The sequence below is a fragment of the Pontibacter burrus genome, from assembly GCF_010686685.1.
Classification (GTDB): Bacteria; Bacteroidota; Bacteroidia; order Cytophagales; family Hymenobacteraceae; genus Pontibacter; species Pontibacter burrus.
The window spans coordinates 133,505-148,913 of the sequence record NZ_JAAGWD010000005.1 but is presented as its reverse complement, the minus strand read 5'-3'; the positions used below and the strand labels follow the sequence as shown (position 1 = coordinate 148,913).

The window sequence follows — 15,409 nt, the reverse complement described above, 5'->3', positions numbered from 1 at the left end:
ACGGTGAATCAGGCTGCACAAAAGGCAGCAAATATGCTATAGGCCTGGCTGTATGTAGCAGGAGGCTATAGTTACCGAAAAGGGTGAAGGAGTTAAACTATAGATCGGGGCGGGTGCCACCACACAAAGGCGATGCGTTTTTCCTGGGGCACCAGTAACTGTACCCGCTCGCTGTTAAGCTCTACAAAAAACCTGAAAACCAGTTGGCTAGATTCCTGCGTTACTGTAAGGGTGGCGCAACAGGTACAGGCACAGAAAATAGGGCAGGTATCTTCATGAAACGGGCTCTCGCCGGTAGTGTTGGCAGGGTCTACCAGGATGTGTGCATGCTCATGGCGGTCCACTACTTTATCAGTGCATGGCTGCCAGGCCATACCAAAAATAAAGACAGACATGAGTAGGGCAAGAATTTTCATGAAAAACAAAAATAGTGCTTCAGGCTTAATATCCCAGCATGAGGGGCTGTTTTTAATGTTTAAACAGCTTAAAGTCTATAGTTTAAAATTAGTATAAATATAAATAGGGTATTGGCGATGAAGGATAAATGCAGTAAGGCAGGAGGTGAACTATAGGTAAAGTCTACTGTGTGAGTAGAAATTTATGAGTCTTGTGTATGAGCGATTTTAAACTCCTGAAACAGGTAACTTATAGTTTGAAGGGTGGCAAAAAAAGCCTTTGCTTGGGGCAAAGGCTTTCTATAGTTTAGGATTTGACGTATCCCCGTTTGGTTTCCGGGCCTATCCACCCTAGATGTGTGTGCTTAAAGTGGTCGTTGTATTTCAGGCCATAACCGAGGGCTCGGTCCATGGCGCTATGTCCGAAAAGCAACAGGCCGGCGAACTGCAGGTGCTCTTGCCCCATGTATAAACCCAGTATCCCGACAATTATAGCCACTCCCTGGTGATGAAAAAGATTATATAGCCAGGCACCTACTTTGGGGTTTACCAGGTAACCGAGCATGCCCAGGTCTGGGGCCAGCAGCAGGGCGAAGAACAGCCACCACTCAAAACCGAGGTATAAGGTACCTACATAAGCGAATACAAGCTTTGCCAGGTCTTCCAGTTTCAATAAAGTCTTCATATAATTCATCATTCATCATTAACCATTACAAATTACTCCACCACTGCCTCTATTTCAGAAACTGCAGATGCACCGAAAAAACCGATTGCCCCGCCTGAAATGTTGCCCGGCGCGTTGGCTGGCGTACTTTCAAAAGGCCCGCCGTTGGAGTTTTGCTGGTTCATGAGGGCATGCCAGAAGTTGTAGGCCGGTTTATCTATGCCATAAAGCTCTACACGCAGACGGTCGTTTTTCTGTACTAAAAAGCCCATGTTGGCGTGGCCGTAGCTGCCATCGTATAGTTCGTCCTGCAGCACAGCCAGTTCATCAGGATCAAGTACGCCGTTCACGTATACATTCCATCTATAGTAGTTGCCCTTGCCTGCAGGGTCTGCAAAGTGAAGAATCGGGAAATAACCCTCGTCTTCCATGTGCGTTTTTTTGCGGTACTCGAATGTAAGCGAATCTATAGTTGAAACACTTGGCATAAAGCTTTGTGCGGTGTAGGTCTTGCCATCTACCACAACATTCAGGTAATAGGTATAGCCCGGCACGCCCTGAAGTGTTTGGGTTTTGTAAAGCCCGTTGCCAGCAGCAAGCAGCGTTTCAGAATTGCCGTGGTTATCCGAAATGGTAACAGTGGCATTATCTACGCCTTGCGTGCGCCCTTCTTCCAGGTAGCCTTTTGTATTGGATAAGCGCACGGTGTATGGTCCCGGCTTGTTTGTGATCAGGCCTTCTACTACCAGTTTGGTATCAGCGTTTCGGAGTTCGTAGTCTATTACTTCTTCGCAGCTGGTAAAGGCAAAAGCTATAGTTGCCAGCAAGTAAACATATATCTTTTTCATAGTGGTGGATGCAGTATTAGTTTAAAATTTAAAGTTATAAGTAAGCGATGGCAGCAGCCCGAAAAGGTAGGTTTTAACAGCTTCAGTTTTGGTTCTGTCGTCTTCGCTTTCGCGGAAATAAATAGAGAATGCGTTCTTGCGGGCATAAGCGTTGTAGATGCTCAGTGTCCAGGAACTGCCATATTTCTTAAATTCGTTGCGTGGTTTCTCGTAAGTAGCCGAAAGGTCCAGGCGATGATAAGCCGGCAAACGGTAACCGTTGCGCTCTGAGTAAACCGGGTAGGTTTTGCCATTGTATTCGTAACGGCCAACCGGCATGGTGATGGCGCCGCCGGTGCTGTAGGTCCAGTTGGCACCAATATTTATGCTAGGGCTGAATTCGTAGCTCAGTACCAGGTTACCTGAGTGTCTGCGGTCGTGGCGAGGAGCGTAGGATCTGCCATCGTTAATACCCGGCACGGTGCGCTCAGTTTTAGACAACGTATAGCTTACCCAGCCTGTCAACAGGCCTTTCTGTTTGCGCAGGTAAAACTCGGCTCCGTAGGCTTCGCCGGTACCGCGCAGCAGTTCAGTCTCAAGGCGCTCGTTCAACAGAATTTCAGCATAATCCTTGTAATCGATCTGGTTGCCCATCCACTTATAGTATACCTCTACAGAGCCTTCAAACATGTTGTCGTGGAAATTGCGGAAGTAACCTACTGCAACCTGGTCAGCGATCTGTGGTTTTACATAAGTGCCGCTTGGAATCCAGATGTCGAAAGGCATAGCAGAAGTGGAATTGGAAAGCTGGTGCAGGTACTGCAGGGTACGGTTGTAGGATGCCTTCACAGAGCTCGCATCGTTCAGGTCATACTTTGCGGCAATGCGCGGCTCGAGCCCGTAGTAGCTTTTTATCTTCTCGAAACGGCTATAGTTTACAGTATCAACCGGTGTTTCAAAAGCATCGTCGTAGCGGTAAACTTTACCCGGGCCAATGTTAGCGAAGGTAGAGAAGCGCAAGCCGTAATCTATCGTCAGTTTATCCGTGATCTGATGCTCGTTGCTCAGATAAAGGGCCGTTTCCAGCGCATTTGTGGAGCTGAGTTTCAGGTCATTTACATAAGAGTTTCTACCAGCTTTTATCTCTGCCGGCATAAAGTGATGGTATGTAGCATGCAAACCAAAGCGCAGCTGGTTTTTAGGGTTCAGGAAATACGTGTAATCGTTTTTAACACCGTAATCCCTGATCTGAGATTTCCAAGTAAACTCTGATTCTTCTTCTCTGGATCCCAGGGCGTAATCAAAGTTAGAGAAAATGAAAGTGGTGTTGGAGAAAAGCCTGTCGTTGAAAAGGTGGTTCCAGCGCACTGTACCTGTGGCGTTCCCCCAGTTCATCATAAAATCTTTTGTAGCGGCTACATCACGGCCAAAGTAACCCGACATAAACAGGCGATTCTTATCATTCAGGGTATAGTTTACTTTGGCGTTCAGATCATAGAAGTAAAGGTCGTTGCCTTTAATGTCTTCGTCGCTGCTCAGGCCAAAAAACATGTCGGCGTAGGTGCGGCGGCCGGAAACTATAAACGAACTCTTGTCTTTAACGATAGGCGCTTCCACGGTCAGGCGGCTGGCTATAGTTCCGATGCCACCTGATACTTCCATCTTCTGATTGTTGCCTTCCTTCATCCGGATGTCTAGTAGCGAAGATAAGCGACCACCATGCTGGGCCGGAATGCCGCCTTTGTAGAGTTGCACATCCTTTATGGCATCGGCATTAAATACCGAGAAAAAGCCCATCAGGTGCGATGCATTGTACACAGGTGCTTCGTCCAGCAGGATGAGATTCTGATCAGAGCCACCACCACGCACGTAAAAGCCGGAAGTGCCTTCGCCAGCATTTTGTACTCCGGGCATCAACTGTATGGCCTTTACAAGGTCCACTTCTCCCAGCAGGGCCGGCATAGTTTTTATTTCGGCAACCTGCATTTTAAGGGTGCTCATTTCCATGCTACGCACGTTATTGTCCTCCTTGCGCGTGCTCACTACCACTTCCTTCAGCACGGTACTGTTCTGCTCTAATTGCATATCCAGTTTCTGGCTGGCTGTTAGCTGTACCTGCTTCGCTATAGTTACATAGCCCAGGTAGTTATAGTTGAGCGTATAGTTGCCTTTGGGTAGCGTGAGCGAATAAAAACCATACTCATTGGTAATTACGCCGGTGCCAGGCAATTCCTGCACACTCACCGACGACCCGATCAGGCCTTCGCCGGTTGCTTTGTCTTTCACATAACCGCTTATGGTTACTTTTTCCTGAGCTGCTGTGGCAAACGCCAGGCAAGCCAGCAGCAACGTTGTCATTAAATACTTAATCATAGTTTTATTGTAGAATGTAGGTAAGTGCGTGCAATTGTGTTTCTGAAACACAGCGCAAAATTAGGCTAACCTGTTGGGGTAGCTATTATATAATTTCTGTAAAGTTTTATATAAAATTCCGGAGAAGGTAGTATGAATAAACTACTATAGTTGCAGCGGATGGCGATAGGCCGGTAAGGTAAAAACTGCTTTTTTCATGGTTTTGTAGAGTAGGTTTAAGTAGCAGCAGAACAGGACGGTTAAGTGACCTATTCTGAAATCGGCCGCAAAAGTAAAAGTTTCCTGAGAATTATGTAACTGTGCTTTGTTAATTTATTGTTAACATTATACCAACTATAATATTTTATAGATGAGCCGACCATTCTTGACTTCGAAGCTATAGTTATAATAGTGACCATTTTACTGAGTGCACCTATAGCCTGAAGCTTGTCCGCTTTATTTCCAAACTATAGATCATAGCTTGAATACTCTCGCTCATATCGAATTATAGTTCGAGCGAACCGCAACACGGGGATTAGGAAATCACCGGCAGATAGCTTTCGGATTTAGAAGTCCGAAAGAGCAATGGTTGGGAGTTCCTTCCAGCGGGTCGCAGATCAACAATTATAGTTTGTCACGGATTAAAGATCTGCGCCTGTAAATGCGCTGGCAAAAGAGAGTGAAATTCCCCTCCTCAGAGGGGTTAGGGGTGGGTTAGTTATTGCTGAAAGCACTTTCAGACTATTGTTTCAATTAAACCGCAAGGCGAATGACGTGCCCACACCTTCTTCCGACTGTACCTGAATAGACCCGCGATGTAATAGCACGATCTGTTTGCAAAGGCTGAGCCCAATACCGGTGCCGTTCTTTTTGGTACTGAAAAACGGGATAAAAATCTTTTCCTGCACTTCCCGCGACATACCCGTTCCATTGTCAGATACCTTTATCACTGTTTTGTTTTGGGTATCGGTAAAGGCAGTAAGTAAAATCTGGGGCTCAGGGGATTCTTTTACTGCTTCAATGGCATTGACAACCAGGTTGATCAGCACTTGTTCCAGCAAAGCAGGGTCGGCGTTAAGGGCTATCTGCGGGTTTTTGAGCTCAATTAATAGCTGAATGTTTTTCTGGGTGAGCGTAGGCTGCATCAGCCGTTGCAGGTTCTGGAAAATGGTCTGCACGTGCACGGTCTCCAAATTCAGGGTCGTGATCCTGCTCAGGTTGCGGTAAGTTTCGGCAAAGCGCAGCAGGCCCTGGCTCCGGCGTTTTATAGTTTCTACGCCTACTTCCAGGTCTTCCATGTCATCCTGCGTAATGTTTTCTGCGCTGGTCTGGTGCAGGCGGTGTTTCAGCGTATCGGCCAGCGACGAAATTGGAGCCACCGAGTTCATAATTTCATGCGTCATCACGTTCAGCAGCTTTTGCCAGGCCTGTGATTCGGTTTCATCCAGCGCTTCGCTCACATTCTGGAATGCGACCAGTTTATACCGCCGCCCTTCATTCTGAAAGGCCGTAGCTGAGAGCAGTACTTTAAAAGATGTTTTCTCCAGAAAAGTGGTATGGGCTGTGGTAATGCGTGTCTGGCCGGGCTGTAGTTTCAGCACTTCCTGATACAGGGCTTCGTCGCGGTTGGCCAGCGCCTGTATGGTGGACAGGTGAGGCAGGTGCAGCATTTTCTTCAGCGATTCGTTGAGCAGCACTACCTGACCGGTTTCGGTTTCGTAGGTCAGGATGCCCGTGTTGACCAGCGTTACCACCTGCTGCAGGTTCTGGAACTGGGATTCTTTTTCTTTGGTAAGCGCCTTAAAAGTAGAGTTGATCTCGTTAAAGCCTTTGCGCAGCACTTCCAGCTCAACGGGCGCTTTTTCTTCGTTAAATGACCTGGAAAAATCGCGGTAGTGCACCGATTCCACAAACTGATCGAACTCCTGCTGCGCTTTCTTTACAAACCGGGTAAGTTCATAAACCTGGTAAGCAACTATAGGAACTAAGAATACCAGCACTTCAGCTAACCCATTCAGGACAACTATAGCCGGTAAACTGAGCGTTACCAGCAACAGCAATATCCTAAATGTCAGGCGGGCTTCAAATGTTTTAAATATCATATTTGCCTAGCCTGCGGTACAATGCGGTACGGGTAATGCCCAGTTCCTTTGCAGCTTTGGTCAGGTTGCCGCTGTGTTTCTCGAGTACGCGGTTTATAGTTGCTTTTTCGAGCTCACCCAGGTTGGTTTCCTGTATAGTTGGTGCAGCGGTTTCCGGGTTTTCGATAGGCGAGAACAGGATGTCCTGGGCTTCCAGCAAGGGGGCATCTGCCATAATAATAGCACGTTCCATAGCATACTGTAACTCACGCACATTTCCCGGGTAATGGTAAGTCTTCAGTTTTTCAGCAGCCGACTTCGAAAGTTCCGGCACCGGGCGCATGTATTTTGCTGCATACATATTCATAAAATGATTAGCCAGCAGCAGAATGTCGTTGCCACGTTTTCGCAACGGCGGAACTATAATTTCAACAGTATTAATGCGGTAAACCAGGTCTTTCCGGAATCTGCTTTCATTGGCAAGTTCGGCCAGCGGTACGTTGGTAGCGCACAACAAACGCACATCAATATCAACCGGTGTGTTAGAGCCAAGCGGAATTACCTGCCTGTTCTGCAGTACGCTCAGCAGCTTTGCCTGCTGGTGCAACGATATATTACCGATCTCATCCAGGAAAATAGTGCCGCCGTGGGCAGCTTCAAAACGACCGGCGCGGTCTTCGCGGGCATCGGTAAAAGCACCTTTTTTGTGGCCGAACAACTCACTCTCGAACAACGATTCTGTCAGCGCGCCAACATCTACTTTTATAAAGGGTTTGTCTTTGCGGTTGGAGTGCTGGTGTATAGCCTTGGCAATTACCTCTTTGCCTGTACCATTTTCGCCCAGAATCAGTATATTCGCGTCGGTTGGAGCCACTTTCCTGATCTTGAGCAATATATCATGCATCGCTTCCGACTCACCCAGCAGATCTGAGTTGGCACCGGGTTGTGCTATAGTTCGGGAAGCACTTTTTTTGCCTGAACCTGCCTTCTGTAAGGCATCGGTTATAGTTTGCAGCAGCTTCTCATTGTGCCAGGGCTTTACCACAAAATCATGCGCCCCTTCTTTCAGCGAGCGTATCGCCAGGTCTATAGCGCCATAAGCCGTGATCATGATAACCGAAGTATCCGGGCGCTGCTCTTTTATCTTTTTCAGCCAGAACAGACCTTCGTTTCCGGTATTCAGGGCACTTTTGAAATTCATGTCGAGCAGCACTACATCAAATGCACGGCTGTTCAGCAACGACTGTATCTGCTCCGGATTTTTTTCGGTAATGATTTCCTTTACCTGTGGCTTCAGCAGCAGGCGTACCGCAGTAAGTACGTCGGTGTCGTCGTCAACTATAAGTATGGATGCTTTGGATAATTGCATAAGGATACTGCTATAACAGCTAAATAAACTATAATTATGCCACTAATACAAACCCCTGAATCTGAACAGCTTTGGCTATAGTTGGCAGAACAGTAGTGTGCGAATTCGCACGCTTGGCGCACGGTTTTGCACGTGTATTACTGTTGTGTTTATGTAAGTTGTTGGATTTCAACAATATACCAAATTGGCATTTTGTGTGCGAAGTGGGATCTGTGTTTTCATCTTTTCCTGGTTCACCTATTTTAGCCTTAAAACTATGCTGAGAAACTACTTTATCACCGCCTATCGAAACCTGTTCCGGCACAAAGGTTTCACTTTTATAAACATTGCCGGGCTGGCGCTTGGCCTTACCGCCTGCCTGCTGATCGGGTTATTTGTGTACGACGAGTTGCAGTATGATAAGTTTTTGCCGGATGGCGACAGGATTTACCGCATTTATAACGACCAGCGCGCCGAAGAAGCTGCCGGTGAGATAGCCCCTGTTCCGCCTATGTATGCCACTACCCTGGAGCAGAACTTTCCGGAAATAGAGGAGGTGGTGCGGATTCTGATGCTGCAGTTCGAGGCAAACAACCTGGTAGAAGCCGGTGATAAAGTGATCTACGAGAAGGGCCGGACTTTTGCCGATCCAAATTTCTTTAAGGTATTTCAACTACCCTTCCTTTATGGTTCCCCCGAAAAGGCTTTGGATGATCCATCCTCTATAGTTATATCCGATCAGTTTGCACAGCGTGTGTTTGGCGATACCGACCCTGTGGGTAAGAAAATAACAGTAAATAAGCTGGGATACATAGTACGGGGCGTTTTTGACAGCAACAACAAGTTTCATTTGCCGGTAAATTTTGTGATGCCAATGGTTGCCGCCGAACTGCCTCCGGAGCGTATGAAACGCTGGACCTGGCAACAGTTTTATACTTATGTAAAGCTGAAAGAAGGCGCTGACCCCACTTTTGTGCAAAAAAAGTTTAAAACTATAACCGATAAACAGGTAGACCCGGAGTCAAACAAGCCGTTCAACTATAACCCCGTTTTTCAGCCGCTTAGCGAAGTCTACCTCCATTCAGCTTCTTTTAAATACGATCAGTCTGTGAAGGGGAATATTACGTATGTGCGTGCCCTAAGCATTATTGCCGTTTTTATACTCCTGATCGCGTGCTTTAATTTTGTGAACCTGGCAACCGCTAAATCGGTGCAGCGTGCCAAAGAGGTAGGCGTACGCAAAGCTATTGGCGCGAGTCGTTCACAACTTACCATGCAGTTTCTTGGCGAGACAATTATCCTGACACTTATAAGTGTTGTGTTTGCTGCTGCACTTACATCCTTACTGTTGCCTTCGCTGAATGCCTTCACCGGAAAAGCCATGCAGTTCAATATTTTTGCCAATCCGGCTTATGTACTGTTGCTGCTGGGCTTAACTGTAGTGGTGGGTATACTGGCCGGCCTTTACCCGGCCCTGGTGCTGTCGGGATTTAAACCGGTTAAGGTGCTTAAGAGTGCTGTAGTTGTACAGAGCAGGGCCGGTCGCATACAATGGCTGCGGCACGGTCTCATCGTATTGCAGTTCTCACTGTCTGTTTTCCTCATCATCTGTGCGTCTATAGTTTACAAACAGGTATCGTACCTGCATAACAAGGACCTGGGCTTTAACAGAGAGCAGATCATGTTTTTCCAGATGCGCGGCGATAACATGTTCCAGAACTATGAAACCTTTAAAAATGAGCTGAAGAAAACACCCGGCGTAAAAAATGTATCGGTAGGGTATGGTTTTCCGGGGGATGCCACGGCAGGCGATGGTATTATAGTACCCAAAAACGGGGAACGGGTGCACCACAGTGTTACGCAACTGATGGTAGACTATGATTACATGCAAACATTGGATGTGAAACTGGTAGCTGGCCGGGCTTTTTCCAAAGACTATAAAACCGATGCCGACCAGGCCTTTATGCTGAACGAAACAGCTGTAAAAGAACTTGGCTACGGTACAGCCGAGAACGCGCTCGGTAAAACACTGCAGTGGAATGTCTGGAACGACGCTAACCCCGACTCACTTAAAACCGGAAAGATAATTGGCGTTGTAAAAGACTTCCATTATAAGAGCCTGTACGATAGAGTAGAACCAACCGTAATGCAGATATTTCCGGGGGCTTACTTTAAAGTAGCTGTAAAAATAGACGGCACCAACGTGGCCAATACGATAAGTGAAGTAAAAGAAATATGGAGCAAGTTCTCGCCGGATTACCCGCTTGAATACATCTTTATGGACGAGAACTTCGATAAGATGTACAAATCGGAGGATAAGCTGAAAACATTGCTCTGGATCTTTACCGGGCTTGCCATTTTTGTTGCTTGTATGGGCCTGTTTGGCCTGGCAGCCTATGCCGCAGAGCGCCGCAAAAAAGAGATTGGTATCCGCAAAGTGCTTGGTGCCGAAAACCACACGATCGTGGCGCTGCTTTCCAAAGAGTTTTTGGTATTGGTGTTGGTAGCTACTTTGATCGCCTTTCCGCTGGCCTGGTATGCCATGCGTGCCTGGCTGGATGACTTTGCTTACCGCACCGATCTGGATTGGTGGATCTTTATTGCTGCCGGGGTAGTGGCTGCGTCGGTTGCTTTTATAACGATAAGCTACCAGGCACTTAAAGCAGCAAAAGCCAACCCGATTTCGAACCTGCGCTTCGACTAAACGACATCTATTGTTTGGCTCAGCTATAGTTCAGTAAAGCAGTTGCGGTAAATACGTAATGTACTGTGGTAAAGCTGTATTTGTAGCAAATGTCCCTGTAATAACGGTATATTGAGTATCTGTTAGTATTTTTATTGCGTATTTAAGGATAATTCTATGAATGCAATGTACAAGTTGTGTTACTTTAAGATGGAGAGAGACCATACTTTTTAGGTGCTGAGAATGGTCCTCTCTCATCTTATAGTTACCAAGCATGTATTGATACGAAAAATCAGGGGTAAAGTCTATACACTATAAGTACTGATGCAAAGCACCGGTTTACACACCGGTGCTTTTCTTGTTTCCGTAACTATAGTTTAAGTGTATCAGCAAATAAGTATTTCAGAACTTTTAAGCTACGGGCTAAACGCATGGCAAATAACAAACCGGTAAAGGTTATCATCGCAGAAGACCATATCATACTACGCCAGGGGCTGCGCGTCCTGCTGGACGAGGACGAGGAGATAGAAGTAACTGGCGAAGCCGGAGACGGTGTAGAGCTGATGGACCTCCTGAAACAGGAACAGGCTGATGTAGTGCTGATGGATATTAACATGCCGAAAATGAATGGCTTTGAGGCTACAGAATTTGTGGCCAAGCAATACCCTGAAACAAAGGTGCTTGCGCTTTCTATGCTCAATAATCTGCCTTATGTGCAGAAAATTATGCAATGTGGTGCATCTGGTTACCTGCTTAAAACCACAGGCAAGGAAGAGCTCCGCATGGCAATAAAGCTCGTGGCAAAAGGTACAAACTATATCTGCAGCGAGCTGTCGATGAGTATGCTGTCTCATAACAATGCCAGTTTCGATCCTGAAACAGAAGACAAGGCCGGCCTTTCGAAACGTGAAATAGAAGTATTATCGCTTATTGCAGAAGGCTATACCAATGCCGAGATAGCTGAGAAACTGTTTACAAGTAAGCGCACCATTGAAACGCACCGGCAAAACATTCTGGAAAAAACAGGAGCCAAGAATACAGCTAATCTCATCAAATACGCGATTGCGCATAAGATCATAAAAATGGAAATGCCGCAATAATAGGCAAACTATAGTTTAAGTCATTTTCCGGCAGCATCCGTATCACTGAACAAACGAGAGGCGCAACTATAGTTGCTTTGTGCCTGGTATGCTGTACCACTGGCCGCCTCATCCTGTTATTGCCTATGAACACAACTTCCAAGCCAGCTGTAACAGATCTGAAAGCGTTCGAAAAGGTGCCCGATCTTTACCTGATTCTATCCCCTGAATTAGATGTGCTTACCGTTTCGGATGCTTTTTTGCAGGCTACCAACACGCAACGCCCCCTTCTCACGGGACAACCTGCTCTTCGTGTATTACAACATGTTTATCCTTATAACAGTGGCGGACTGTTAGCTGATCTGGCACAATCGCTGCACCATGTGCTGGCGAGCAAAGCGCCCCACGAATTGCCGGAAGTGCTGGTAACACAGGAAACTACAGAATCAGAAGATAACCTTGAAAATACATGCTGGCGATTCCGGAATTTGCCTGTAACAGATGCAGAAGGTAATCTTCTATACATCATACACAAAGCCGAAGACGTATCTGCACTGCATCAAGCTCAGACCGCCCTGCGTAACGAACACCAGCATTTTAACGATGCACAGGCTATTGGCCGGATCGGGAGCTTTGAACGCATTTTACCAGGAAAATTCGTTAGCTGGTCTGATGAACTATTCCGCATTCACGGCCTGGAGCCTACACCCGATTATGTCTCAACTGATTATTTTTTATCCTTCGTTCACCCCGATGATCTGCAGCAGACACTGGATGCTATAAAAGAAACACATGCTACAGGCATACCTTTTAATTTCACACACAGAATCATCAGGGCAGATGGCGAAATCCGGTATGTGCAGCGCCGGGCACAACTCATTACAGATGCGCAGGGAAAACCAGTTAAAGTGTATGGAACCCTGCAGGACATTACAGACCAGGTACAGGCCGAGGAAGAGATGCTGCGCCTGAAAGATGAAGTTACACGTAATGCCACCGACAAGTATAAAAAGATCATTAATTCGCTGGATGAGGCTTTCTGTGTGCTGGATGTGATCTTTAACGACGAGATGGAATGTGTCGATTTCAGGTACATCGAACTGAACGATATATTTGAAGAACAGGTAGGCGTACCTAATGTATTGGGCAAAACAATAAATGAGCTGGTTCCGGATATTGAGCCTTTCTGGAAAAAAACTTACGGGCAGGTTGCACTTACTGGCGAGCCCATCCGGTTTGAAAGTTATCTCGGGTACCTGGATAAATGGTTTGATCTATATGCCTTCCGGATAAACGAGATGGAGAAAAATCATGTGGCCGTACTGTTTAAAGATGTTACCCAGCGCAGGAAAGATGAGCAGCGGCTAAATGAACTGAACGAAAACCTCGAGCGCCTGGTAGAAGCCCGTACCGTTGAGCTGCGCGAAAGCCAGTTGTTAACAGAACAGGTAATGGAAGCCACCCCGGATTTTATCATGGTATTTAACCTGCTCACAAACAAAGTAGAATATGTAAACCAGGATGCCTATAAAGATGACCTGACCCGCTACCAGGAGACCCTCAGAATTGATTATGACAGCATTATGGACCGGGCCCATCCTGATGACAGGGGCAAACTCAAGGCCTTTGTAAATAGTTTCAGAACACTGCTAGATGATGAGATCTATACATTGGACTATAGGGTACTTAAAGACGACACCACAACCTGGTACCGCTCGCGCGGCAAAGTGTTTAAACGCGACAAAGCAGGCAACCCTTCCCATTATATCAGCGTGGTGCAGGACATATCAAAGGTGATGCAGCTGGAACAGGAAAACCTGCAGATGAAGCTGGACCTGCAGAAAAGTACCTTAATTGCCATACTGGAAGCCCAGGAAGTAGAGCGCCGCAGAATATCGGAATCGTTGCACAATGGGGTAGGGCAGCTGCTATACGCCGCGCAACTAAACCTGGACCGACTGCAACCCACAACAGCCCCCATCAGCGCACTAAAGCAGGCGAAAGAGCTGCTATCCCAGGCTATTTACCAGACGCGTAAAGTATCGCATGAGTTGGTGCCAGGCCTGCTGTTAGAATTCGGGCTTGATAAGGCATTGCACGACCTGTGCACAATGTATGATGAGAGCGCGCTATATATCAGCTGCAGCACAGAGGGGATAGAAGAACGGCTGGAATCTTACATCGAAATTGCCATTTACCGTATTTGCCAGGAGCTGATCAACAATATCATCAAACATGCTGAGGCTTCGGTGGCAGCCATACAGGTACGCAACATTAAGAACAAGATCATACTGCAGGTGCGCGATAACGGCATAGGCTTTGACCCTGACAATATACGATCGAGAGGAATTGGCTTACAAATGATTGAAGACCGCGTAAAACTGCTGAACGGTATATTTGCCATCACATCTCCCAAAACCGGCAAAGGCAGCCTGGTCACTATCCAGATCCCGCTCTCCTGAACTATAGTTATGCACAATTAAATTATTTAGGCTGCGTTGGCGTTTACAGTAAACTATAGTTTACAGCAGGTATTGGCAACTCCCGCCGATGCCTTATCTTTAAAACCGGAAAAATTGTGTTGGCAGTTAGAATTGGTATGAAGTTTCCTTTATTCAGATATATAGTACGCTATTGCGTAGCGATAACATTTTTTATAATGGCAGCCTGCCAGGAATCTGCACCGGTGCAGCAGGCAAAAGCAGAAACAAAACCCGCACTGGTACGAGAACAGGTAAAGGTGCCGGCAGCTTTCACATCCGACAGTGCGCGCATCCTCAGCCAGGAGCTGGACTCCCTGTTTAAGACGATACACAAACGAAAAGGCTTTAACGGTACCGTACTGGTTACGAAATATGACCAGGTGCTGTATAAAGGCGCCTTTGGGTATACAAACTTTTCAGAAAAAGATACGCTTACCACCAGCACTGCCTTTCAGCTGGCATCTGTTTCCAAGCAGTTTACCGCAATGGCTGTAATGATGCTGCAGGAACAAGGCAAATTACAGTACGACGATAGCGTGCAGGTGTATCTGCCCGAATTTCCCTACAAAGGCATTACCGTACGGCAATTATTGACGCATCGCTCAGGTTTAGGCAACTATACCTACTTCAGCGACGAACTATGGCCGGACCGCAACACACCCATTACCAATAACGATGTACTTAAACTGATGTCAGAACACCAGCCGCCGGTTTACTTTCCGCCCAACATGCACTTCGATTACAGCAATACAGGTTATATGTTGCTGGCCAGCATTGTAGAGCGGGTTTCCGGGCTGGAGTTCGGAGAGTTTCTGCAGCAGCATATTTTCAGGCCATTAGAGATGAACCACACCTTTACCTATAGCAAGGATATGGTAGCACTTACCGGTAAAATTGCCACCGGTCATACAGGCGGCAGACGCAAACGCTCGCCTGATTACCTGGACACCGTGCTGGGCGATAAAGGGATTTACTCTACGGTAGAAGACCTGTATAAATGGGACCAGGCGTTGTACACAAATCAACTGGTAAAGCCCGAAACCCTGCAGGAAGCTTTTAAAGGCTCAAGAAACAAAAAGAACCTGAAAGAAGACTATGGGTTTGGCTGGCGCATACTGCAGCTTGCCAGCGGCGATACGGCCGTGTATCATGGTGGCCTGTGGCATGGCTATGCGACTTATTTGCTCCGCAACCCCAAAGATCACAGCACGATCATCATGCTGAGTAATGTGCCTAATGGTAGCATCCGCTACGCAAAAGATTTGCAGGAAGTACTGTATCCTGCCCAGCCCGCTAAAACAGGTGATAAGAAATTAGCCTCCAATAATTTATAATTCAAGGGAGTTAGTTATAACATTGAACACAGGAGTACGTAATAAGTACTTATTTTATAGATAATGTACCTTATTGTGTTTGACCGGCGCTTGTGTCCGGGGTAGTTTAATGTTAATCTAATGGCAAATTACGATACTATTCCGGGCGCGCGTGTTACATATA

Annotated in this window: 10 protein-coding genes; 4 read left to right on the top strand and 6 right to left on the bottom strand. The window is 46.7% G+C overall.

The annotated features are described in order from the left end of the window. Nucleotides 1-92: 92 nt before the first annotated feature. The 6 genes from GXP69_RS12260 to GXP69_RS12235 all read right to left on the bottom strand — a co-directional run bounded on the left by GXP69_RS12260 (nt 93) and on the right by GXP69_RS12235 (nt 7,688). Nucleotides 93-395, bottom strand: coding sequence for a hypothetical protein (locus GXP69_RS12260; protein WP_204282013.1), 303 nt, complete (start codon nt 393-395; stop codon nt 93-95). Nucleotides 396-702: 307 nt separating this feature from the next. After that, nucleotides 703-1,080, bottom strand: a complete 378-nt coding sequence (locus tag GXP69_RS12255) for a DUF4260 domain-containing protein (protein WP_163915363.1) — start codon at nt 1,078-1,080, stop codon at nt 703-705. Between the two features lie 32 nt (nt 1,081-1,112). Further along, nucleotides 1,113-1,907: a DUF4249 domain-containing protein gene (locus tag GXP69_RS12250; RefSeq protein ID WP_163915362.1), complete on the bottom strand. Its 795-nt coding sequence runs from the start codon at nt 1,905-1,907 to the stop codon at nt 1,113-1,115. A 21-nt stretch (nt 1,908-1,928) separates the two neighbouring features. Further along, complete coding sequence (locus tag GXP69_RS12245; RefSeq protein ID WP_163915361.1) at nt 1,929-4,259, bottom strand: TonB-dependent receptor; 2,331 nt, start codon at nt 4,257-4,259, stop codon at nt 1,929-1,931. 728 nt (nt 4,260-4,987) lie between these two features. After that, nucleotides 4,988-6,340: a sensor histidine kinase gene (locus GXP69_RS12240; RefSeq protein WP_163915360.1), complete on the bottom strand. Its 1,353-nt coding sequence runs from the start codon at nt 6,338-6,340 to the stop codon at nt 4,988-4,990. Further along, nucleotides 6,330-7,688 carry a sigma-54-dependent transcriptional regulator gene (locus GXP69_RS12235; protein ID WP_163915359.1) on the bottom strand — a complete coding sequence of 453 codons (1,359 nt, stop codon included), beginning with the start codon at nt 7,686-7,688 and terminating at the stop codon, nt 6,330-6,332. Before GXP69_RS12235 ends, GXP69_RS12240 begins: the two co-directional genes overlap by 11 nt. Nucleotides 7,689-7,944: 256 nt before the next feature. Here GXP69_RS12235 and GXP69_RS12230 point away from each other — a divergent pair, with 256 nt between their 5' ends. The 4 genes from GXP69_RS12230 to GXP69_RS12215 all read left to right on the top strand — a co-directional run bounded on the left by GXP69_RS12230 (nt 7,945) and on the right by GXP69_RS12215 (nt 15,246). Next, nucleotides 7,945-10,371: an ABC transporter permease gene (locus GXP69_RS12230; RefSeq protein ID WP_163915358.1), complete on the top strand. Its 2,427-nt coding sequence runs from the start codon at nt 7,945-7,947 to the stop codon at nt 10,369-10,371. A gap of 410 nt (nt 10,372-10,781) precedes the next feature. Continuing rightward, nucleotides 10,782-11,450 carry a response regulator transcription factor gene (locus tag GXP69_RS12225; RefSeq protein ID WP_163915357.1) on the top strand — a complete coding sequence of 223 codons (669 nt, stop codon included), beginning with the start codon at nt 10,782-10,784 and terminating at the stop codon, nt 11,448-11,450. 125 nt (nt 11,451-11,575) lie between these two features. Next, on the top strand, nt 11,576-13,891 hold the full coding sequence (locus tag GXP69_RS12220; protein ID WP_163915356.1) for a sensor histidine kinase: 2,316 nt from the start codon (nt 11,576-11,578) through the stop codon (nt 13,889-13,891). 197 nt (nt 13,892-14,088) lie between these two features. After that, the gene (locus tag GXP69_RS12215) at nt 14,089-15,246 is read left to right on the top strand and encodes a serine hydrolase domain-containing protein (RefSeq protein WP_163915355.1); all 1,158 of its coding nucleotides are present in this window, start codon (nt 14,089-14,091) and stop codon (nt 15,244-15,246) included. Nucleotides 15,247-15,409 lie beyond the last annotated feature (163 nt).